Raw genomic sequence first — 22,017 nt, forward strand, 5'->3', positions numbered from 1 at the left:
AAGTTCTCTAAGTTCATTGCCAACATTTGCACCAAGTTTAAAACTTTGATCTATTTGCTTATGACTTTGTGAACTGATATCACTTAAAAAATAGCATTTGAATTTAAAAGATTGCTTTGTTTTTCTACATTTTTTAAATTATGACTTGCACTGCTAACTGCCTTGTGAGTTTTTTCGATAAATTGATTGATATATCCACAAGCTAAAGCAATTTCATCTTGACCTTTAACTGAAATACGAGCTTTTAAAATTGCCGCTTCCTTGAGCTAATTCTTTAGCATGATTTAAAAGCTCTAAAACGGGCTTTCCAACAACAACTTTAAGCATTAAAAGAACCACCACAAAGGGTAAAAATCAAAGCAATAGTAAATATTATAATATAAGATTGACCGGTTTTGCTTATATCTTTTTAAACACCTTCTAAAGAATGTGATATATCCATAACCCCAATCACACTTCCTGTATTAGCATTTCATGACAAGTAACACAACTTTCATCTGCAATCAAAGGGCGTATCAATCTTAAATACACAACACCATTTATATTTTCTTCCAAAGCTTGAATTTTAGGATTTGAAAATTGTTCTATAATACGCTTATCATTTGAAATTTGAGGGGCTTTCATCTCAAAAAGATCTATAGTATCTTTTGAAGGATAAATTTTAATATCACTAATACCCTCTATACTTTTTACATCTTCAATGGCTTCTTTAATTTTTTCAGGATCTCCTAAATTCATAGCCATTCTCATTGTTTGAAAAACAGAAGTACTTACGGTATTTAAATTTGCCCTGCTCATTTTATTGGCAGTATTTTTAAAATCCAAATTTAAAATCACTTGCATTACAATGAAACTTATAAGCAACACCACAAAAATTGCAGCAGAAACCTTAAATCCTATAGTTTTAAACATCATAGTTTCCTAAAAATAAAATTTTTCGGAAATATTTTACACATAATTTATTTAATTTTTATTGAATTATGTGTAAAAAACATAACATTCCATTAAACTTAATGTAAGAAATGTCTTACTCCTGTAAAATAAAGCGCCATACCATACTCATCAGCCGCCTTTACCACTTCATCATCTCTTATACTTCCGCCTGGTTCTACTATAGCTTTAACCCCTACTTTACTTGCTTCATCTATGCTATCTCTAAAAGGAAAAAAGGCTTCACTTGCTAAAACGCAACCTTGCAAATCAAGCCCCATTTCTTTAGCTTTAGCGATTGCTACCTTTGCTGCATCGATTCTGCTTGTCATACCCATGCCTATAGCCACCATAGCGCCATTTTTTACATAAACAACATTGTTTGATTTGGTAAATGCTGCTATTTTCATGGCGATTTCAAGATCTTTTAATTCTTCCTTACTTGCCTCTCTTTGACTCATAAGCTTTGCATTTTTAAACTCATCTTCGCCAACTTCATCGCTGTTTTGATATACAAAACCCCCATCAATATGTTTAAAATCATATTTATCAAAACTGCGGATTAAAAACGAGCTTTCTTGAGTGAAAATTTTAATGCGTTTTTTACCTTCAAACACAGCTAAAGCTTTTTCATCTACATTGGCTGCGATGATTACTTCTACATAAATTTCATTGATTTTATTTGCTAAAGCCTCATCAAGAGTTCCATTGATTGCAACCACTCCTCCATAAGCACTAACGCTATCGCATTTTAAAGCATGTATATAGCTTTGTACTAAATTTTCTTTTATAGCAAAACCGCAAGGATTTCCATGTTTTACTATAGCAATAGCTGGAGCTTTATCGAAACTACTAGCCAAATTTAAAGCTGCGTTAATATCGGTTAGATTATTAAAACTTGCTTCGCCTTTAAGGGCTTTGAAATTTGCACTAAAAAAGGCATCAAACTCGTATAAAGCCCCTTTTTGATGTGGATTTTCTCCATATTTTGTATCAAATACTTTTTGTCCTACTATAAATTTACTCGCTCCAAAACCTCCGTTAAAGCGTTCATTCATATAATTTGCAATATAAGCATCATAATTTGCCGTATGCTCATAAGCTTTTATCATCAAATTTAAACGAAAATTCTCATCAATTTGACCTTTTTTTAAAGTCTCGATGACTTTTTCATAATCAAGCGGATCACAAAGTACCATCACATCTTTATAGTTCTTTGCTGCACTTCTTATCATCGCAGGCCCACCTATATCGATATTTTCTATAATTTCATCAAAATCATCACTCATGATAGTGGTTTTTTTAAAAGGATATAAATTCACACAAACTAGATCAATTCCTAAAATTTCATTTTCTTTTGCTTGTTTGATATGATTTTCATTGCTTCTTTTGTGTAAAATTCCACCATGAATCTTAGGGTGTAAAGTCTTTACACGCCCTTCAAAAAGCTCAGGACTTTTTGTAAAATCACTCACTTCCATAACTTTTATTCCATTTTCTTTTAAAAACTTAAAAGTCCCACCTGTTGAAAGAATCTCAAAGCCTAAATTTTCAAGCTCTTTGCCAAATTCTACTATACCTTCTTTATCACTCACACTAAGCAATGCTCTCATTTTTACCTTTCTAAATGTTTTTTAACTTTTTCGTAAGCTTCGTTGATTTTTTGAAATTTCCCTACACCGATTTTAAGCTCTTCTTCACTAACATTGTTTGCATTTAAAATATCAGGATGATATTTTTTTGCTAAATTGCGGTATTGTTTTTTTACCGCATTTAAATCTGCATTATTTGGAAGTTCTAAAATAGTAAAAGCTTCATCAAGACTTAATTCTTTTTTAGAACTTTTTAAATTTGAAAGACTTGCTATAAAAGCGTCTAATTCGCTTTTTGCTATATCAAAGGCTTTAGCGATTTGCTCTAAAATTTCACGCTTTTTAGCATTAAAATCTGCATCGATTAAAGCCATAAAAACAAGCACACGCAAAACATTAAAACGCTCATTTTTAGGTAAAGGTACTTCTTTTAAAAAATCTTTTGCCACGTAAAAAGCATCGCTTAAATTTTCTTTATGTTCATTAAAACTTGCTTTTAAAAAAGCTCTTTCTTTTTCATCTTTGGCATTTGCATCTAAAAGATCTTTGATCATTTCAGCTTCATTTTCACTTACTCTGCCATCGCTTTTTGCAATTTTTGCCAAAAGTGCGATAACATAGTAATTCATACGCCTTTTAAACTCATCCATTCTTTCTTCCATAACCCCACGAGCAAAACCCTTAGCAAAGCCTTTGGCTCCTCTTGTAGCTGAGTTTAAAAAATCCTGTTTTCCCCAAGTTTTATAATACCAGTAAAACACCAAAACAACGAGTATAATTAAAACTAAAGTCATTGGATTTGCTCTTTAAAACTTTCAAAATAAAGCTTATCAAGTTCAGCCTTGCTTAACTCAATGCTATCAAGTTTAAAATGTTTTTGGCTAGTACTCACACCTAATTTATAAGCTTTTACTCCAAATTCTTTAGCTAAATTTAAAAAAGCTTCTTCATTTTCTTTACTAAGCCCTACTATAGCACGACTTGCACTCTCATCAAAAATCATTTTTTCATCATCAAAACCACTTGTTAAATTTGCACCTACACTAGAAATAGCAAACATTTTTGCCAAAGTCATAGCAATACCCCCTATTCCTACGCTATTGGCACACTCAAGTAAAGAATTTTGATTGGCTTTATAAAGCAAATCCCAAAGTGCAATTTCAGCTTTATAATCAAGCTCTTTAAGACTTCCTGATACTTTTTTATCTTGGATTTTCATTACCATAGATCCACCAAATTCCCCTAAACTTTCACCCAAAAGATAAACACTTAAATTTTCTTTTTCAAAACTAGCTTTTAAGGTTTTATTTGCATCTTCTAAAACCCCTACGCTTACTATAGTAGGACTTGGATAAATACTTACGCCTTCAGTTTCATTATAAAGTGAAACATTGCCGCTTACTACTGGGGTATTTAACTCTTTACAAGCTTCTTTAATGCCTTCGCAACCTTGTGCAAATTGCCACATCACTTCAGGATTTTGCGGATTTCCATAATTTAAACAATCACTTATTGCCAAAGGCTTAGCCCCCGTGCAAGCAACTTTTCTTCCTGCTGAAGCTACTGCTAAAGCTGCTCCTATTTTAGGATTTACATAATTTAAGCGTGAGTTACATTCTATAGCCATAGCCACACTTGCACCATTTTCTTTGATACGAATGGCACTAGCACCTAATCTTCCATCAGCTTTTATAGTATTGGTTTGCACACTTGAATCAAATTGATCATAAATAAAAGCTTTGTTGTTAATATTTTCATTTTGAAGCATTTGTATAAAAAGCTCTTGAATGCTTAATTTTAACTCAAATTTATAATCTTTAATTTCACTTAAATATTTTGGCTCACTTATAGGACGACTTAAAATCGGCGCTTTTTCACTTAGAGGCTCGATAGGAATAAGCCCTACAAGCTCATCATGCCAAAAAAGCTCCATTTTTCCTGTATTGGTAACTTCACCTATAACCACAGCATCTAAATCCCATTTTTTGAAAATTTCTATAACCTTATCTTCATAGCCTTTTTTCGCACAAATAAGCATTCTTTCTTGAGACTCGCTAAGCATTAACTCATAAGGAGTCATACCGCTTTCACGTATAGGAGTTTTATCTAAGTAAAGTTTCATGCCACTGCCACTTCTTCCTGCCATTTCAAAAGAACTTGAAGTAAGCCCTGCAGCACCCATATCTTGAATACCCACAATATAATCAGTTTTAAAAAGCTCTAAACAAGCTTCCATAAGAAGTTTTTCACTGAAAGGATCGCCAATTTGCACTGTAGGACGCAAAGATTTGCTTTCTTCATTGAAGCTATCACTTGCCATAACCGCTCCACCAAGTCCATCACGCCCTGTTTTTGAACCCACATAAATCACAGGATTTCCTACACCTTCAGCCTTAGCATAAAAGATATCTTCACTTTTACAAACCCCTAAAGCAAAGGCATTAACTAAGATATTTCCATTAAAACACTCATCAAAAGCACATTCTCCACCTATAGTTGGCACACCCATGCAATTTCCATAATGAGAAATTCCATTTACCACGCCTTTAACAAGGTATTTTTGATGTTTGCCACATTTTTCATCATGAATATCGCCAAATTTTAAAGAATTTAGCCCCGCAACCACTCTTGCACCCATGGTAAAAACATCACGCAAAATTCCCCCTACTCCTGTAGCCGCACCTGCAAAAGGTTCAATAAAGCTAGGGTGATTGTGACTTTCTACTTTAAAAACCGCTGCCATACCTCGCCCAATATCAATAACCCCTGCGTTTTCTCCTGGGCCTTGAATCACCCAAGGTGCTTTAGTTGGAAAACCATTAAGATATTTTTTACTAGATTTATAAGAGCAATGCTCGCTCCACATCGCAGAAATAACCCCAAGTTCTAATAAATTTGGCTCGCGTCCTAAAATTTCTAAAATTTGTGCATATTCTTCATCACTGATTTTATGTGCTTTTATGGTTTCTTTGTCCATTTTTATCCTTTCATTTTCCTAAACAAAAATTACCAAACATTTCGTCTAAAATTTCATCTCTTTGAAAATTTTTGGTAAATCTTGCAAGTTCATTAATAGCTAAATTAAGCTCAAAAGCAAAAAGCTCTAAAGAACTTTCCCCTAAAAGCCCCTTAGCTCTAAAAATCGCTTCACTTGAAATTTTACAAGCATTAATAAGATCTAAAGAACTTACCATAATACCTTCGCTATCAAAAGAATTAAGATAATTTTGCAATTCTTCTTTTAACAAAGTGATGTCTTTTTGAGCACTAAGCTTGATAAAATTTTTATTTTGAGTATTTTTGAAAACATTTTCTAAATCACTTTTATTTAAAATCCAAAAAATTTTTTTATCAGTATTTGCTAATAAGTCAAAAATTTTCTCATCTTCTTTATCTCGCACTCTTGAAGCATCAAAGACTGCCAAAATAATATCTGCATCTTCTAAACTTTTTTTACTTAAAGCTACGCCGATTTGTTCTATAGCATCTTTACTTTCCCTAATACCCGCTGTATCTATAATGCGTAATAAATGCGTTCCTAATTTAAAGCTCTCTTCTATAGTATCACGAGTGGTGCCTGCTATATCTGAAACAATAGCTCTTTCATAAGAAAGCAAGGCATTTAAAAGCGAAGATTTGCCTACATTTGGCTTACCTACAATAGCGATTTTAAAACCTTCTATGAGTCCTTTTTTGCTTTGAGAAAGTGTATAAATTTCTTTTAAAATTTTAGAATTTTCTTCACACATAGTAGAAATTTGTTCTAATAAATCAGAAGGTAAATCATCATCAGCATAATCAATACTAGTTTCTACAAAAGCTAAAGTTTTAACCAAATCTGTGCGAATTTTTTCTAAAAGTTCTCCTAAGTTTCCTTGCATGTTGCGTGCTATAATTTTAGCTGCAAGTGCAGATTTTGAAAGTATGAGATCTTGTATATTTAAAGCTTTTAAAGGAGTCATTTTGCCATTTAAACACGCTCTTTTGCTAAATTCCCCTGCTAAAGCAAGTCTTGCTCCTAAACTCACAAGTTCTTCGAGTAAAACTTCACTCACACTAAATCCTCCATGAGTTTGAAACTCTACTATATCTTCCCCTGTAAAACTATAAGGGGCTTTAAAATATATCATTATAGCTTCATCGATAATTTCATTATTTTGATTAAAAAGTTTTGTAAAAGTAGCATGGCGGGGGGTGAGTTTGGTTTTATGGCTAAGCTTTAAGGCAAATTCTAAAGCCCTTTCACCGCTTAATCTTACAATAGAAATCGAACCCACACCATGAGCTGTGGCAATAGCCGCTATAGTATCACTCATCTTTTTTGAAAAAGTCGTTTATTACAACAAATCTTTGATCATTATTTTGCTTAATTCCTACATACTTATCTGGAAATTCAGCTCTTAACTGCTCTAAAGCGATTTTTATCAAAACCCCATCTAAAGGTTTGGTTTGTCCGCGTCCATGAATTTTAATTTTTTCAATCACGCTTTGTAAATAAAGCTGCATACCTTGAATTTGATTTTCTAAAAATTGAGCAATCTCAAGGCGCACTAAAAGATTATATTTTAAATTGATCCAATTATGCAAAAGATAAGAAATAGCCTTGTAACGATGTGCTTCTTTGCCTATCATCAAAGCAGCATCTTCCCCATCCAATCGAATCAAAACACAATCTTCATCATACATTCTAAGTTCACTAAGCTCTATTTTAAACTGGGAGCTTTCTAAAAGTTTTACAAGCTGAATACGAATCTCGTCTAAAATATCCTGAGTATTACGCACTCCTTTGCTTTCTCGATGAAAACTATCAAAAATTTCATCACTTTTTACTGTGTATTTTTCTTTTTGACTTTTATTTTTTTCATTTTTTGTTTCAATCTTGTTTTCTTGTTTTGGCTCATGTGTTTCTGGTTTGTGATTTTTTGAACTTGTAAATTCTTTTTTAGGATTTTTTTTCAAAATCCTTTTTTTTGCTTTAGCCTCTATAATTGCCTTTTTTCTTCCAAATCCAAAAAAACCTTTTCTTGGATGCTGAATAATCTCATATTCTAAGTCCATCACAGAACATTCTAAACTTCTTGAAGCTTCTGTTAAGGCACTTTGAAGATCAATGGCTTCGATTTTCATTTTTCATGCTCCGCTTGTTTTTTGTGATGTTCTTTAGCAAATATTTTATTGATAACCCATTGTTGAACCAAAGAACAAAGGTTATTTACAAACCAATAAAGCGTAAGTCCTGCTGGGAAAGTGATAAAGAAAAAAGTAAAAATCACTGGTAAAAATTTCATAATCTTAGCTTGCATAGGATCTTGTATAGTCATAGGTGTAATAAGTTGTTGTAAAAACATCGTTGCACCCATTAAAATAGGCAAAATGAAATAAGGATCCATTACCGATAAATCATGTATCCAAAACGCCCAAGGAGCTGCTTTTAGCTCAATAGCATTAAGCAAAACGCGATAAATAGCAAAGAAAATAGGAATTTGTAAAAGTATAGGCAAACAACCACTCATAGGATTTGCACCATGTTTTTTATAAAGCTCCATCATGTGCATATTCATTTTTTGTGGATCGCCTTTATAACGCTCTCTAATATCTTTCATTTTAGGAGCAAGATCTTTAAGTTTATTCATAGAAATCATAGACTTATAAGTTAGCGGGAATAAAATAATACGCACAATTAAAGTCATCACAACGATAGCCCAACCCCAATTTCCTATATACTGATGCAAGAAATTCAAAAACTCAAACATAGGCTTAGCAATAAAAGTAAACCAACCATATTCAACAACTGCTTCAAGGCGTGGATCTATACTTCTTAAAATCACATGTTCTTTAGAGCCTATATAGCCCCCTGCTTTAAATTCATTATCATTATAAGCAAAAACTATAGGGTTTTGATTAGCATCCTTGCTGATTGCCACATTTAAAGGTTTATCAAAATTATAAAAGAAAGTTGCATAGTATCTATCAAAAGCCGAAGTCATTACGACATTATTAGCACTTTCATCCTTTTCTACATCTCCATCTTTATAAGTTTCGATGGTTTCTTTATTATCCATTACCAAAGCACCATGAACTGTATAACTATCTACGGCAATATTTGGACGATATCCTGGACTTATAAAATAATTTGCATTCTTGCTGAGTTTAACTTCTATCTCATAATTTCCTTTTGGATAAAAAGTAATATCTTTTTCGATTTTCAATCCAGAAAGATTTTGAGTGAGTTTTAAAACTTGACTTCCATTTTCATCAACAAAAAGATTGCTAGCGTTAGCAACATAAGGAATTTTAAAAGCCTCTGAGTTAATACTTGGATCACTAAAACGCATTTCTAAAGGATAAGGACTATTTTCCTTGCTAACAAGATTTATAAATTCTCCTTTCTCATTTTGGTATTTTTTATCTTTTAAATAAAAAGCAGAAATTCTACCAAAAGAGTCAATTTGTGCTTCAAAATGCTTGCTTTGAACCTTAGATATCACACTATCTTGTGAAACTAAAGCTGCACTTGGAGTATTTGTGGTGGTATTTTGTATATTAGGAGTGTTATTTATGCTTGTGTTTTGTTGATTTTGTTGTGTAATGTTTTGTTCTATTTTTAAAGGTTGTTTTGGAATGAAAAAATAATCGTAAACAACAAAAAATAAAAAAGAGATCACAACAGCTAAAAGTATACGCTTTTGCTGAAAAATATTATTTGAATTATTCACTGATTTGTCCTTTTAAAGATGATTTTTATAAGATAAAAACTTTTATTTTTATAAGGTATATATAAAAAACAAAGTTGTTTTTTTGCTAAAAATATAGGCTTAAAACATAAATTTATAGGATAAAAATTTTTAGAAACTCTAGGATAATCAAAACCCCCTTTAAAAAAAGGGTTGCATCTTAAAACTCTAAAAAAAGTAGAAAAAAAAGCTAGAAAAAAATTCTTTTTTTGAAACTGCCAAAGCGCATACTCAGAACAACTAGGATAATACCTACAAGCAGCGGGTTTTAAAGGGCTTAAGAATTTCTGATAAAAACGGAGTATTTTTAGGCATATCATTTGAAACATTCTAGTTTTTTCAATCCCCATTTTAGATTTTTTTCTAACCTAGAAAAAGAAAGTTCAGTGATTTCATTTTTAGCTACAAAAATATATTTGCCATCTTGAAGATATCTTTCAAACTTAGCAAACAAAGCCCTTAAAATTCGTTTTGAACGATTTCTAACCACTGCTTTTCCAACTTTTTTACTAGCAACAACTGCTATTTTTTTTTCATAACTATTCAGATAAAAAATAATCACACCTTCGCAATGCCATTTTTTACCTATTTTGTATACAGATGAAAATTCCTCGTTTGTGCTAAATTTATCAAAATTTTTCACACAGCAAGTCTTTTTCTACCTTTAGCGCGTCTTGCATTGATCACCTTGCGACCATTTTTAGTTTTCATACGAACACGAAAACCATGAGTACGTTTTCTTGGAGTGCCATGTGGCTGATAAGTTCTTTTCATTTGATTTTTCCTTAAAAAATTATAAAATAAACTTGTATTTTATCTTAATCTTACTTATAAATTGCTTTTGATTAAGAGTAATTTTTAAATTCTTTTGATAAATTTTGAAATTATTTTTAAAAGGTTAAAAATGTCAGAATTTAAAATTATTGATTTAAGACAAGAAGATTTAGATATTTTACAAGAAATGATCATAGAATTTGCAAAATACGAAGATATGTTAGATTTTCTTCAATGCACGAAAGAAAAACTGGAACATTCTTTACTAAAAAATAAATTTGCTCGTGCTTTTTTGTTAAAAGAAAATGAAAAAACTATAGGCTATATGATTTATTTTTATACTTTTTCGTCTTTTTGGGGCAGCGGTGGAATTTATCTTGAAGATATTTATATACGAGAAAATTTTCGTAAAAAAGGTTATGGAAAAGCTGTGTTTAAATTTTTAGGAGAAATTTGCAAAAAAGAAAATTTAAAAAGACTCGACTGGGTTTGCTTAAATGATAATATTTTAGGTATTAATTTTTATGAAAGTTTAAACGCTAAACATCTTAAACAATGGAGAAATTATCGTCTAAGTGGAGAAAATTTAGAAAAATTGTGTGATTTATGATAAGAAGTCTTTATTATTTAAAAGCTATGGGATTTAACTTTGTTGATACACATACAAACCACTTTGAACAAGTACAAAATTTTCAAGAATTAAAACAACTTGTTTCATCTTGCACCTTATGCCAATTTTCCAAAACAAGAAAATTTAGTCTTATGGAACCTAAGATAAAAAATGCCAAATTGCTAATTCTTGATGTTTTTGGGCAAAAGAGTGAAAATGAAAGCGGAATTTTACTTAATTCAAAAAAAGGTGAAAAATTAAAACACTATATTTATCAAATTTTAGGGCTTTGCGATGAAGATTTTTATTTTTCTTATTTATTTAAATGTTTTTGTAATGGAAAATTTGATGATTTTTCGCTACAATCTTGCTTACCATTTTTCTGGAACGAACTAAAACTGATTCAACCTGCTTTTTTGCTTTGTCTAGGAGAATATACATTTAAAAGCTTGGGATTTAAAGATTATCACATTTTAAAAGGTGAAGTTTTTGCTTATAAAAATTTTTTCATAATGCCAAGTTATGATTTAGATTTTATAGAAAAAAATCCAAGTTATGAAAAAAATTTTATACAAGATTTAAAAAAAATTAAAGGATTTTTATGAAAAAAATATTTTTAATATTTTTCTTATCTTGCTTTTTGCTTAATGCAAAAGAGCAAAAATTAGTCGATGTAAAACCCGTTGAAAATTTTTATCCTAAATTAAGCGTTCAAGAATGCAACACAAATTGTCTTTTTGATCTTTTAGAGTCAAGATTGTATCTCAGTTTTTTAAGTGAATTTGCAGATCAAAACGATCAATTTTTATCTAATGTTTATGCAAAATTATTAAATTCCATTACTGATTTTGAAAAAAATGTTCAAAAAATTACTTCTGTCAAACTTGCGATAATTATCCCAGAAAAAACCATAAAAAGCTACTCAAATACTATAATAAATTCAAGCATAGCCTATCTTTTAAGACAAAGAGCTGAAATCAAAGTAAAAGTTTTTTTAACCGGCACAGAAGATAGTGATAAAATTCGAGCCGCGCTTGATGCAGCACAAGCTCAAGGATATCAGTATGCCATAGCTGGATTTACCTTAAAAGGTGCTAATGAGTTGAAAAATTACTCAGGAAATATGAAAATTTTCATACCGACTATCCATAAAAACAACATACAAATTTCAAATCAAAATATTATTTTTGGAAGTATTGACTATGATGCTCAAATTGCCACACTTTTAAGCAAATCAAATGCTAATATCGCAATATTTAGCGATGGCTCTGCCTTATCAAGCAATCTAAATTCAAGAATTCTTGCTCAAAATAATAATGCTAGAATATATACCATAGAAGGCGAGAAGCTTGATTTCAGCAGGCTTTTAAGATCACAAGGTGGAGTTAATAATGCCTCAATATTTTTTAACACTCCATTGATCAAAACAGCTCTAGCAAGTTCTCAACTAAGAATTTATAACATTCATCCTTATGTGCTTTTATCCACTCAAATCAACTATAATCCAACATTTTTAAGTTTAACACAACAAGGAGATAGAGAAAATTTTATCATTGCTAATTCTATCAATAACCACGATGATAACTTAGTCTATCTTAATGAAATTTTTAATCAAAGTATAGATTATAACTGGATTGCTTATGCTACTAGCATAGGAGTTGATTACTTTTATACCGAATTCCTAAATAAAAAAAGCGAAAGTTTATTTGATGAGAAAATCAAAAATTCTCAAGTTGATTACAAAGTGCGTCTTATGCAAGGTAAGCAAGCAAGCTTTGAAGAATTAAAATAATTCTTCAAAGAGCTTTTTTAACTGCATATCCATTCTAGCTGGTTTTTCGTTTTTAATAAAAGCTAAAGTTAATTCCATTTTAAAAAACAAAATTTCATCTTTATAAATTTCTTGTAAAATTTCCACAGAAGCATTTTTGACTTCTAAAATTTTTGTTTTAATTTCTATCATATCTCCAAGTTTTGCAGGTTTTAAGAAATTGCAATTTGCTTTTGTAAGTAAAAAATGTCCCTTAGACGCATCAAAATATCTACTTTTTTATTGAAAAAAATTTCACTTCTTACTCTCTCGCAAAATTTTAAATAATTACTATGATACACCACTCCACCCGCATCAGTATCTTCATAATACACACGCATTTTCATCGCTTTACCTTAAAAAATATTTCACATTTAAAAAACATTAGATTATACAACGGAAATTCTTTGATATCGCTTTTTAGTTTATATTAAAAAATTCCGTCCAATCTTAATTTAATAAAGCTTTTTAACTTCACTGGGAGGGGGTATAGAGAAATTTTGTTTTAAACTTTCCATTGTTACCTTCTTAAGCATCAACGCTTTTGCAGCCACTCAAGCAAATACTACAGACAATCGAAATTTCAATATTCCAAAGCATTATTTTAATGATAACGAACTTTATGATAAAACCAATTCTACTTATAAAAAATTCCAAGGTATAAATTATTATGCTAAGAGTTCTAAACAATATATTAACAATATTTAACAATCATAAACTAAATATTACAAATATAAACGATTTAAATTTTAAACATTATTTACTTACTCCTGATATGAGAGAAGATGAAGTTCTTTCTTTTAAAGCAAGGCATGGTGTTAATACAGCCGATCGTAGTATAAAAAACAGTTAGAGTGCTTCCTTTTTTAATCACAGCAAAAACCGATCATGCTGATGCAAGTTATAACAAACTTATATTAGAACAAGGAGAACTTAGTTCGGTTTTTTATCTTAAACCTAAAGATACTCATATAAAAACCCTAGTAATTCCAAAAGCAATCAACGCATGAATTTCTTAATGAGTTCTACCTTTACTCATTATAGTAATGCAAGCTATAACCAAACCATACTTCAAAAAGATGCCCATATTAGTATGGGAGTTGAGAACACTTATGATTTAGCCTTAAATGGTTCTCCTTATTTAATCGGAGCTATAGCCACTTATAGAGATTCTACAAATAATAGTTTAAATATAGAAGCAGGTAGTAGTGTGGAGTTTTTTACTTCCTTGCCTAAAAAAGATAAAAATGGTAATAATACCTTTGATGAAAGAATCACTCACCTTGTAGGTGGTTTAGCTTATCAGGGCAATGTAAAAAACAATAAAATCTTTATCAAAGATGCTAATATGATTATCCATGGTCCAAGCAAAGCTTATGCTAGTTTAGCTGCTCATATTAGCGCAGGTTATATAGATAGTGGAACAGATAAAAACTTTCAAGCCAGTAAAAACCTTTTAGACATAGATGGTTTTAATCTTGATATGTATATGAACCATGATAAACAACCCCTAGCTTATAATTCTGTTTTATTTGCTGATTTTTGGGGTGGAAAAACCGAACAAAGACAAGCCTTAGATAATACTATCAATCTAAAAGATATTAAAAACCTAAAAAAAATAAAAACAATGAGAACATTTTTGCCCAAGCTTTGTTTAACTTCTACGCAGGAGCTTATAATAATGGAGAAGTAAATTATAATACCTTAAACATAGAATTAAAACATCCTTTAGAAATCGCTAATAACTTCTTAGGTTATAACCAACATTCTTTTTATGGTGACTTTGCAACTAAAGGAGTTAATCATAATACCATTAACATTAAAAACGATCTTACCACAACCGATCTTTCTCAAAGCTATAAAGATGCTTTAAATATTATAGCTGCTAGAACCTTAGAAGGCAGTGCGGATTATAATAAAGTTTATATTAATAATTCTATGTCAACCTTACCTATATACATTTATACAGCCAAGAAAAACCTTCTTAATAATCAAGACTTTTATCCTAGTAGTGCTAATAACAATAAAGTATCGATTAAAGATTTTGCTTCTTTTAGAAATCTAACTGTATTAACAGAAGCCAAAGAAGCTTCTTATAATACTATAAATTATAACAATATTCAAAGCATTACTGATGCAAGTAATATAGATAAAGGTTCTAAAATCATCATAAGAGCTTTAGATAAAGCTAATCATAATATCATAGATATAAAAAACTATTCTTCTAATGCAGCTGATAATGCTTATTTGATTATGGCTTATAATGAAGCTGCTTATAATAAAATCATTATCAATGATACTTTATTTGGTGTAGCTTCAGATAAAAGAGAAGGAATTTTAAGTATTATAGCTGGACTTTCAAACAATGGCCATGATAATACCTTAATCATAAACAATCTCAATCTTGATGAGTATAAAAATAACAATTCTGTTTTTATAGCTCCTTCAGATATCAGTTTAAGTAAAACAATAGACTGATTTTAAATACTAAAGTTGAAGCTAGAATTATTAATAACTTTGAGCATTATTATCTTATTGTATCCAATAAAATCAACACAACTCCCCTTTTGAAGTCATACGATGCTCCTATTAATATTTCTAGCGAGGGAGTATTGGCTCTTTATACCCTCAAAGAGTAATACCCCTACCTTAAAAATAAAGAAATCTTAATCTTACAAAGTGAGCAAGGTTTTATAGATGAAAACTCTAATACTTTAAATCAAGAAGAACTTCAAAGCTTTATTGAAAAAATGCAAAAAACAAAGAAGATTTTAAACTAAGTTCTATAGATAGATTAAAAAAGATGAATTTACAAAAGCTTTCTTACGAAGCAAGAATATCTCAAGATGGCAAAAGCATTTACGCAAAGATAAAGTAAATAAGGATGGACAATAAAAACAATAACAAATCAAAGTTATCAACAATTAATAATCCTAGAGAAATCTAGGATTAAGAACTTATTTTTGTTTTTAAAAAGAAAAAATAAAACAAACAGATAAAAAAAGAAAAAAAGAAAAACAAAGATAAGTTCTTAGAACCAAACCAAACCAAGAAAGGATAAACCATGAAAAACAATAAAATCGTTTTATCAATTGTTGTAAGTTCTTTACTTTTCTCCCAAAGCTATGCTTTACCAAGTGGGGGTAAGTTCACTCATGGAACAAGTGGAACTATAAATGTAAATGGTAATACCATGAATATTACAGGTAATAAAGTAAATTCTGTTATCCAATGGGGTGGTGGTTTTAATATAGCTAAGGGTGAAACTGTAAATTTTAGACAAGGAAAAACTAACCAAAACTACCTAAACATTGCTTATGGAACCAAAAGTTCTACAATAGATGGTTTACTTAATGCTACAGGTAATAATGTTTATCTTATCAATCCTAATGGTGTGGTTATAGGCAAAAGTGGAACTATCAATGCAAATAAATTTGGAGTGTCTACTTCAAGTATAGATAGCAAAGCGATGCAAGAATTTGCAGATAGAAGTACCTTTGAAAGTCCTGTGTTCTCTCCTAAATTTACAGCCAATAAAGGCAATGTGATTAATATGGGAAATATCAAGGCTAATGATGTTTTAATTATTGGGAATGAGGTGGGCAATGTAGGGGCAGATGGAGTGGGAAATTTCAATCTCCAAGATAATGGTAAAGTCCAATTTGTAGGAGATAAGGTTAAGGTTAATGTAAGAAGCATTAAAAATGCAAATAGTATTATCGTATCAGCTCAAACTGCAGCTACTTTAAGACAATCAACTACAGATGTTTATAAAAACAATACGAACAATCTTGATAGCAGAGTTCAAGCTCAAAACTACAATGGTTTAACGAACTATTTACAAACAATTCAAATGACTAAAAAAACCACTATAGCCAATGTAGAAGACTGGGCTTATTTCGCAAAGGGGATAAATGAAGGTAAAACAGGTATGAAATCTGTGGATACCTTTGATCTGATTTCTGATATTGACTTTGGGGCAAATTGTAACTCAGAAGGAGTTTGCACAGGACAAAATTATGCAAATTTCAATGTAGCAGGAAATAGTGAGCTTCAAGGTGTGAATATGATAGTAAGGAAAGATGATAGTCATGTTTTTTATGCAAATTTTAATGGCAATGGTCATACTTTAAGTAATATTAATATAGATACGACAGTAAGAAATGATATAAATAATACAGGGTTGTTTGGTTATATAGGTGACGATAATAGCAATAATAGTGTAATAAAAGATTTAACTGTAGATTATAAGGGTGGCGGTATAAAATCAAATAGTTATAATGCAGGTGGATTTACTGGGAATACCTATGGTACTTTTACAAATATTAGTTTGAATAATATAGGTAATATTGACGGTGGTGATTATATAGGTGGATTTGCTGGAGAAGTTGGAGATGATGATAAATTTATAAATATTAACTTAAATAATATAGGAAATATGAGTGGTAATAGTAAATTGGGAACCTATGTAGGGGGATTTATAGGATATCTTAGAAATATCTCAGGTTATACAACTTTCTCCAATATCTATATATTTTTAAATAAAAATACAGAAATTATTTCAGATGGTTCAGATGGTAGTGTTGGATTGTTTGTTGCTCTTAATGCAAATAAATTAAATAAACCCGATAACATCCATATATACAAATATAATACTGATTTTACAGATTCTAATAAATATGTTGATAATGGTTTTTGGAATCTAGTTTCTGGCTTTGATGATGCAGGTCAAGATGGTAAAATTAATATTCACAGTTATATCGAACAAGCTAGTGCAAATGAAAACTTTAAAAATGTAGTTTTAGACAAATTAAAAGATATGAAAAAGATAAAAATGGAAATCTTATCTTTACTACAGATTTTACAGTAGAAGTTCCTGATATCAACCCAAATGCTAACCAAGAACTGGTTACCAGTGAAACTAACAATAAAATCTCTCAAGATGATATTGATAAAGATGTCATTAATAGTATTTTAGCAGATGCTAATGTAGATTCTTGGATTAATGTCAATGACAATCCTATGAATGTGCATATAGATAGCAATGATATCAATACCCTAAATCAAAGCTTTGATTTCATGGAAGCTTTAGGAAGTGATTTTACAAATACTTATCTTCAAAATAAAGGTGTAACAGAAATTAAAAATATCCTTCAAGCAAAAACAAACATACAAGCACTCATAAGAAATGTAAACAATCTTGTAAATAACTACAATGACTTTCAAAACACCAAAGAAGATCTTGATAAAGCCATTGATGCTTACAATGCTTACGTAGCTTTAATCAATCAAGGTGCAGCAAGTTCTAAAGATGCAGAATTTATTTCACTTAAAAACAAAGTAAATGATCTTTATGCTAAAGCACAAGGATATCTTGATACTTATAAATTTGATGATACTTTAAAATCTTATAAAACACAAGCCTTATCTCAAAGTAATAATCATTTTAGCATCAAAGGAGAATTTGATACTAAACTAGCTTCTTTAGATTCTGTTTTAGATAAGCCAAATAATGAAGGTGGAGATACAAGCAATCCTGAAGCAAATGCTCCACTTCCTTTCTCTGAAGCTTTACTTACTCAAATGGATAAAAGTGTTTTAAAACAAGATGAAGATGATAAAGAACCTACAGTAGATGAAGCCAGCACTCAATTAAGTGGTAATGCTTGTATAGTATCAGATAATTTTAAAGCAGGAAATCCTTGCTCAAGATAATTAAATTCCAAAAGGTTAAAAGCCTTTTGGATCTTGTTAAAAATTAATAAAACAAAATTTAAAGATTAAAAATCAAAAAAGATTGATAATCAATCAAACAAATATAAAAAATAAAGAAAAATAAAAAGATAAAAAGAAAGAAAAAATAAAAACAGAAAAAGCAAAAAATAAAAAAGATTAAAAACTAAATCTATAAAACAAGCTCTTATGAAATCATTAAAAAGGAAAAACACAAATGAAACGCATTATCTTACTATCTAGTTTAGCTATCTTAAGCCTTTATGCTAGCGATACTAAAGAGATAATAAAAAACCATACAAATGTTAGAACAATCTCCTTATAAAGAAGATGCTAACTTAAAAAACTACAACAACACTTTAAAAGTAAAAGATGGAGTGATTATCATAGATCATTCTAATACTAGTGATAATAATAATTCAAAAACCATCAACACAAAGAAAAACACTCAAAAAGATAATAACAACACTCAAAAAAATCAACCTAATTTGTCTAATGATAATACTTTAAAAACTAAAACCCCAAATTCAAACACTCCTTCTTTAAAAAATACTTCTAAAGAAGAATCAATTCATAAAGTTAGCTTTAGCTTTCATATTACCAATAAAAACATAAACTTTAAAGATCTAGGTTTAGATGAGCAAGTTTTACAAGAAGCCTTAAACGATTACAAAAAAGAAAGTATTTCAGTTCAAGACTTACAAGATATAGCCAATATTATTTCTTATTATGTTCAAGTTAGTGGTTATCCTGCTGCTACAGCTTATATCCCACAACAAGAATTAAAAGATCAAATTCAAATCAATATCACCTTAGGTGTTTTAGGTAAATATGTGGTTCAAAACAATTCTAGTGTAAGAGATTATGCTATAGAAAGTAAATTACCTAATCATAAAAGGCGAAATCATCACTACTAAATTAGTAGAAGATGCAGTTTATAAAGTCAATGAAATGTATGGGATACAAACTCTTGCTTCTTTAAAAGCAGGAGATAATCTAGGTGACACAGATATAGTGATAGAAACTACCCCTAGTGATAGCTTTGTTTCTGTATTGTTTTATGGGGATAATTACGGTATAAAAGAATCAGGCAGATATAGGGGTGGTACTAGCATGAGTTTTAATAACATAGCTCATCAAGGAGATAGTCTAATGCTTACTTGCAAAGAAGCGATGAAGCACAAACTAACTATGGTATAAATTATACTACTTTCTTGGGGAATTTAAAAATCACTCGAAGCTATTCTAAAGGAAACTATGCTTTATGGGGAATTTGGAGAGAATTTGACTTTATAGGAATTTCTGAAAATCTAGGTATAAATTTAAAATATCCTTTGGGGATTACGACTTATAATTCTTTTTATTTAACTTCAAGTTATTATCATAAAAAGCTTCGTGATTCTAAATTTGATATTTTAACTTTTGATAAAAGCTCTGATACAATAAGCTTTGGTATAGAAGGAGTTTATAATGGTATTAGTAATGATAGTTTTTCTTATAGTGCTAATAAGCTATGGTAATGTTAAAGATGAAGGTATGACTATAGTAGGTATAGGAACAAGCAAAGTAGGTGGAGTAGAATTTGGAAAATTTGCTAAACTCAATGTCAATCTTAACAATGCTTATTTCCTTAATGATACCTTTACTCATCTTTTTAGTTTAAATTATCAACAAGTTATCAATGATCTACATTAGATAGTAGTGAAACCATATCTTTAGGAGGTCCTTATGGAGTAAGGGCTTATAATAATGGAGATGGAGAAGGAGATAATGCTGTAGTGGCCAGCTTTGGACTTAGAATGGCTACTCCTTTAAAAGATTTTTTATATTACTCCTTTTTATGATATAAGTTATTCTTGGTATGAGAATGATTCTTATACAAACTATATAGATGCTTATGGTTTACAACTGCTTTATAATAAAACAGGGAATTTTTATGTCAAGCTTGATTTAGCTAGAGCTTTAAAGAAGTATAAGCTAGATGATGATTATAGTTCTAAAGCTTATGTAATCTTTAGAAAGTATTTTTGAGTTATTTTTGATCAAATATTTAATGCATATAATTTATATTGCCATAAAAGCTTTTAATGTTATAATTTAGCATTAAAAGCAAATGTCAAGGATAAAAATGCAAGAAAATTTACTCGAAAAACAATTTCTAAGTCACCCTTTATACGCTAAAATTCAAGAACTTAAAGCTCTCAATCTTGCTTGTAATTTTTCTTTAGATGATAGTGTAAATTTATCTACAAATTCTCAAGCCAAAGATGAAATCTTAGCTATAACAAAAGAACTCAAGCCATGGAGAAAAGGTCCTTTTAAAATAGACGATCTTTTCATCGATACAGAATGGCAAAGTTTTATTAAATTCAACATTCTAAAGCCTTTCATGAACGAAATTTCTCAAAAATGCGTTGCTGATATAGGCTGTAATAATGGTTATTATATGTTTAAAATGCTTGAATTTAATCCTGCAAAACTCATAGGTTTTGATCCTTCTATCAAATACCGTTTGCAATTTGAACTCATTAACGCTTTAGCTAAAACTCCTATAAAATACGAACTTTTAGGCGTAGAAGATCTTCCAAGCTATGGCTTGAAATTTGATGTGATTTTCTGTCTTGGGGTGATTTATCATAGAAGTGATCCTATAAAAATGCTAAAAGATTTAAAAGCAGGACTTAATAAAAATGGAGTTGTTTTTTTAGATACCATGTATATAGAAGATGAGAGAGAAATCGCTCTTGTGCCTAATAAAACTTATTCTAAAATTCCAAATATTTATTTTGTACCAAGCATTAGTGCATTAAAAAACTGGTGTGAAAGAGCAGGATTTAAAGAATTTGAAGTTTTGGCTACAAAAAAAACCGATGAAAACGAACAAAGAAAAACAGAATGGATAGACTCTTTTTCGCTGGAAAATTTCTTAGATCCAAAGGATAAAAATCTTACCATTGAAGGCTATGAAGCACCCAAAAGAGTTTATATACGCATTAAAATATAAATTCTTTTTATTTTTTGCCGATATTGAATTTTAGATATTTTGAAGTAGATAAGTAGAATTTAAAGGTTAGATATGGCAAAAAAAGATAATTTTGAAGAATATGCACAACTTGAAGAATACGCATCTGCAGAAGATATATCTCGCGTTAGAGCAGAATTACTCACTTGTCCTGAATTAAACACCTCACTTGCTGGAACCATTATCGAAATTGATAAAAACTATGCCAAATCAATTTTAATAACCACAAGCGAAATGGTAGCAGATGATCAAGGATTGATTTTTGATGCCTTTATTTTCGCTGCAGCAAACTATGTAGCACAAGCCTCTATCAATAAAGAATTTTCAGTGATTATTGGATCAAAATGTTTTTTTTATGCTCCGCTTAAATTAGGCGATGTTTTAGAACTTGAAGCTCATGCACTTTTTGACGAAACCTCCAAAAAAAGAGATGTAAAAGTGGTTGGACATGTTAAAGAAATTAAAATGTTTGAAGGAACGATACAAGTTGTTAGCACTGATGAGCATATATTTAAACTCAAGCGTCCGCCACTTAACACTGTTAAACCTACAGAAAATCAAGAACAAGGCGCCAAAATCAACAATCCAGAAGCCGTAGCAGCTGCATTAATGGCCTCTGTGGGTAGAAAATAATCAAGGAGTCATTTTAATATCCACCCAATTTTTTGGGCAATCCTTATGATAAGTTCCGCTTCCATCATAATACTCTTTACAATCATCATAAAAACGATTTGAAATCCCTCTTTCATTTACAAAACATCCAGAAATTCCTAAAGCTAATAGTATCATTAAAGTATATTTTTTCATGTTTT

General features: G+C 30.2%; 18 protein-coding genes and 3 pseudogenes. 9 read left to right on the forward strand and 12 right to left on the reverse strand.

Annotation, left to right across the window (positions count from 1 at the left end; genetic code table 11):
- Positions 1-450 precede the first annotated feature (450 nt).
- The 10 genes from FBF06_RS10100 to rpmH all read right to left on the reverse strand — a co-directional run bounded on the left by FBF06_RS10100 (position 451) and on the right by rpmH (position 10,030).
- Positions 451-912, reverse strand: a complete 462-nt coding sequence (locus FBF06_RS10100; protein ID WP_002895881.1) for a membrane protein — start codon at positions 910-912, stop codon at positions 451-453.
- Between the two features lie 98 nt (positions 913-1,010).
- Positions 1,011-2,543, reverse strand: coding sequence for a bifunctional phosphoribosylaminoimidazolecarboxamide formyltransferase/IMP cyclohydrolase (purH, locus tag FBF06_RS05235; protein ID WP_002900032.1), 1,533 nt, complete (start codon positions 2,541-2,543; stop codon positions 1,011-1,013).
- A gap of 2 nt (positions 2,544-2,545) precedes the next feature.
- The gene (locus FBF06_RS05240; RefSeq protein ID WP_002885199.1) at positions 2,546-3,316 is read right to left on the reverse strand and encodes a DnaJ domain-containing protein; all 771 of its coding nucleotides are present in this window, start codon (positions 3,314-3,316) and stop codon (positions 2,546-2,548) included.
- Positions 3,313-5,499, reverse strand: coding sequence for a phosphoribosylformylglycinamidine synthase subunit PurL (gene purL, locus FBF06_RS05245; protein WP_002900033.1), 2,187 nt, complete (start codon positions 5,497-5,499; stop codon positions 3,313-3,315). The genes FBF06_RS05240 and purL overlap by 4 nt, the downstream gene beginning before the upstream one ends.
- 10 nt (positions 5,500-5,509) lie before the next feature.
- A complete protein-coding gene (gene mnmE / locus FBF06_RS05250) occupies positions 5,510-6,838 on the reverse strand; it encodes a tRNA uridine-5-carboxymethylaminomethyl(34) synthesis GTPase MnmE (RefSeq protein ID WP_100623955.1) in 1,329 nt (442 codons plus the stop codon).
- Positions 6,831-7,649, reverse strand: coding sequence for a Jag N-terminal domain-containing protein (locus FBF06_RS05255; protein ID WP_004308457.1), 819 nt, complete (start codon positions 7,647-7,649; stop codon positions 6,831-6,833). Before FBF06_RS05255 ends, mnmE begins: the two co-directional genes overlap by 8 nt.
- On the reverse strand, positions 7,646-9,238 hold the full coding sequence (yidC, locus tag FBF06_RS05260) for a membrane protein insertase YidC (RefSeq protein WP_052795982.1): 1,593 nt from the start codon (positions 9,236-9,238) through the stop codon (positions 7,646-7,648). Before yidC ends, FBF06_RS05255 begins: the two co-directional genes overlap by 4 nt.
- The gene (gene yidD, locus FBF06_RS05265; protein ID WP_002869899.1) at positions 9,235-9,576 is read right to left on the reverse strand and encodes a membrane protein insertion efficiency factor YidD; all 342 of its coding nucleotides are present in this window, start codon (positions 9,574-9,576) and stop codon (positions 9,235-9,237) included. The genes yidC and yidD overlap by 4 nt, the downstream gene beginning before the upstream one ends.
- Positions 9,573-9,899, reverse strand: a complete 327-nt coding sequence (gene rnpA / locus FBF06_RS05270; RefSeq protein ID WP_002860715.1) for a ribonuclease P protein component — start codon at positions 9,897-9,899, stop codon at positions 9,573-9,575. The genes yidD and rnpA overlap by 4 nt, the downstream gene beginning before the upstream one ends.
- Positions 9,896-10,030 carry a 50S ribosomal protein L34 gene (gene rpmH / locus FBF06_RS05275; protein ID WP_002776864.1) on the reverse strand — a complete coding sequence of 45 codons (135 nt, stop codon included), beginning with the start codon at positions 10,028-10,030 and terminating at the stop codon, positions 9,896-9,898. The genes rnpA and rpmH overlap by 4 nt, the downstream gene beginning before the upstream one ends.
- A 130-nt stretch (positions 10,031-10,160) precedes the next feature.
- On the opposite strand from rpmH, the gene FBF06_RS05280 reads away from it, so the two are divergent.
- The 3 genes from FBF06_RS05280 to FBF06_RS05290 are packed head-to-tail and all read left to right on the forward strand — an operon-like array spanning position 10,161 to position 12,432.
- Positions 10,161-10,640, forward strand: a complete 480-nt coding sequence (locus FBF06_RS05280; RefSeq protein WP_002867426.1) for a GNAT family N-acetyltransferase — start codon at positions 10,161-10,163, stop codon at positions 10,638-10,640.
- Positions 10,637-11,245, forward strand: coding sequence for a uracil-DNA glycosylase family protein (locus FBF06_RS05285; RefSeq protein WP_002853338.1), 609 nt, complete (start codon positions 10,637-10,639; stop codon positions 11,243-11,245). Before FBF06_RS05280 ends, FBF06_RS05285 begins: the two co-directional genes overlap by 4 nt.
- Entirely contained in the window at positions 11,242-12,432 is a 1,191-nt protein-coding gene (locus tag FBF06_RS05290; RefSeq protein ID WP_002865964.1) for a hypothetical protein, read from the forward strand. The genes FBF06_RS05285 and FBF06_RS05290 overlap by 4 nt, the downstream gene beginning before the upstream one ends.
- Here the strand turns inward: FBF06_RS05290 and FBF06_RS05295 are convergent.
- Positions 12,424-12,797 (reverse strand): annotated as a pseudogene (locus FBF06_RS05295) (thioesterase family protein). The gene FBF06_RS05290 and the pseudogene FBF06_RS05295 sit on opposite strands and share 9 nt — an antisense overlap.
- Before the next feature lie 142 nt (positions 12,798-12,939).
- Between FBF06_RS05295 and FBF06_RS05300 the strand changes: the two are divergent.
- From FBF06_RS05300 to FBF06_RS05325, 6 genes and pseudogenes are all read left to right on the forward strand, one after another.
- Positions 12,940-15,089, forward strand: a pseudogene (locus tag FBF06_RS05300) (hypothetical protein).
- Between the two features lie 425 nt (positions 15,090-15,514).
- Positions 15,515-17,320: a filamentous hemagglutinin N-terminal domain-containing protein gene (locus FBF06_RS09770; protein ID WP_224374552.1), complete on the forward strand. Its 1,806-nt coding sequence runs from the start codon at positions 15,515-15,517 to the stop codon at positions 17,318-17,320.
- 152 nt (positions 17,321-17,472) lie between these two features.
- Entirely contained in the window at positions 17,473-18,165 is a 693-nt protein-coding gene (locus FBF06_RS09775) for a hypothetical protein (protein WP_057041267.1), read from the forward strand.
- Positions 18,166-18,485: 320 nt separating this feature from the next.
- Positions 18,486-20,214: pseudogene (locus FBF06_RS05315) on the forward strand (ShlB/FhaC/HecB family hemolysin secretion/activation protein).
- A gap of 82 nt (positions 20,215-20,296) precedes the next feature.
- A complete protein-coding gene (gene cmoB / locus FBF06_RS05320) occupies positions 20,297-21,187 on the forward strand; it encodes a tRNA 5-methoxyuridine(34)/uridine 5-oxyacetic acid(34) synthase CmoB (RefSeq protein ID WP_079460385.1) in 891 nt (296 codons plus the stop codon).
- Positions 21,188-21,259: 72 nt separating this feature from the next.
- Entirely contained in the window at positions 21,260-21,838 is a 579-nt protein-coding gene (locus tag FBF06_RS05325) for a hypothetical protein (RefSeq protein WP_052795978.1), read from the forward strand.
- On the opposite strand, the gene FBF06_RS05330 is transcribed toward FBF06_RS05325, so the two are convergent.
- Positions 21,839-22,012, reverse strand: coding sequence for a hypothetical protein (locus FBF06_RS05330; protein WP_002855981.1), 174 nt, complete (start codon positions 22,010-22,012; stop codon positions 21,839-21,841).
- Positions 22,013-22,017: the final 5 nt, after the last annotated feature.

It is taken from the genome of Campylobacter sp. CFSAN093227 (assembly GCF_012897855.1).
Taxonomy (GTDB): domain Bacteria; phylum Campylobacterota; class Campylobacteria; order Campylobacterales; family Campylobacteraceae; genus Campylobacter_D; species Campylobacter_D jejuni.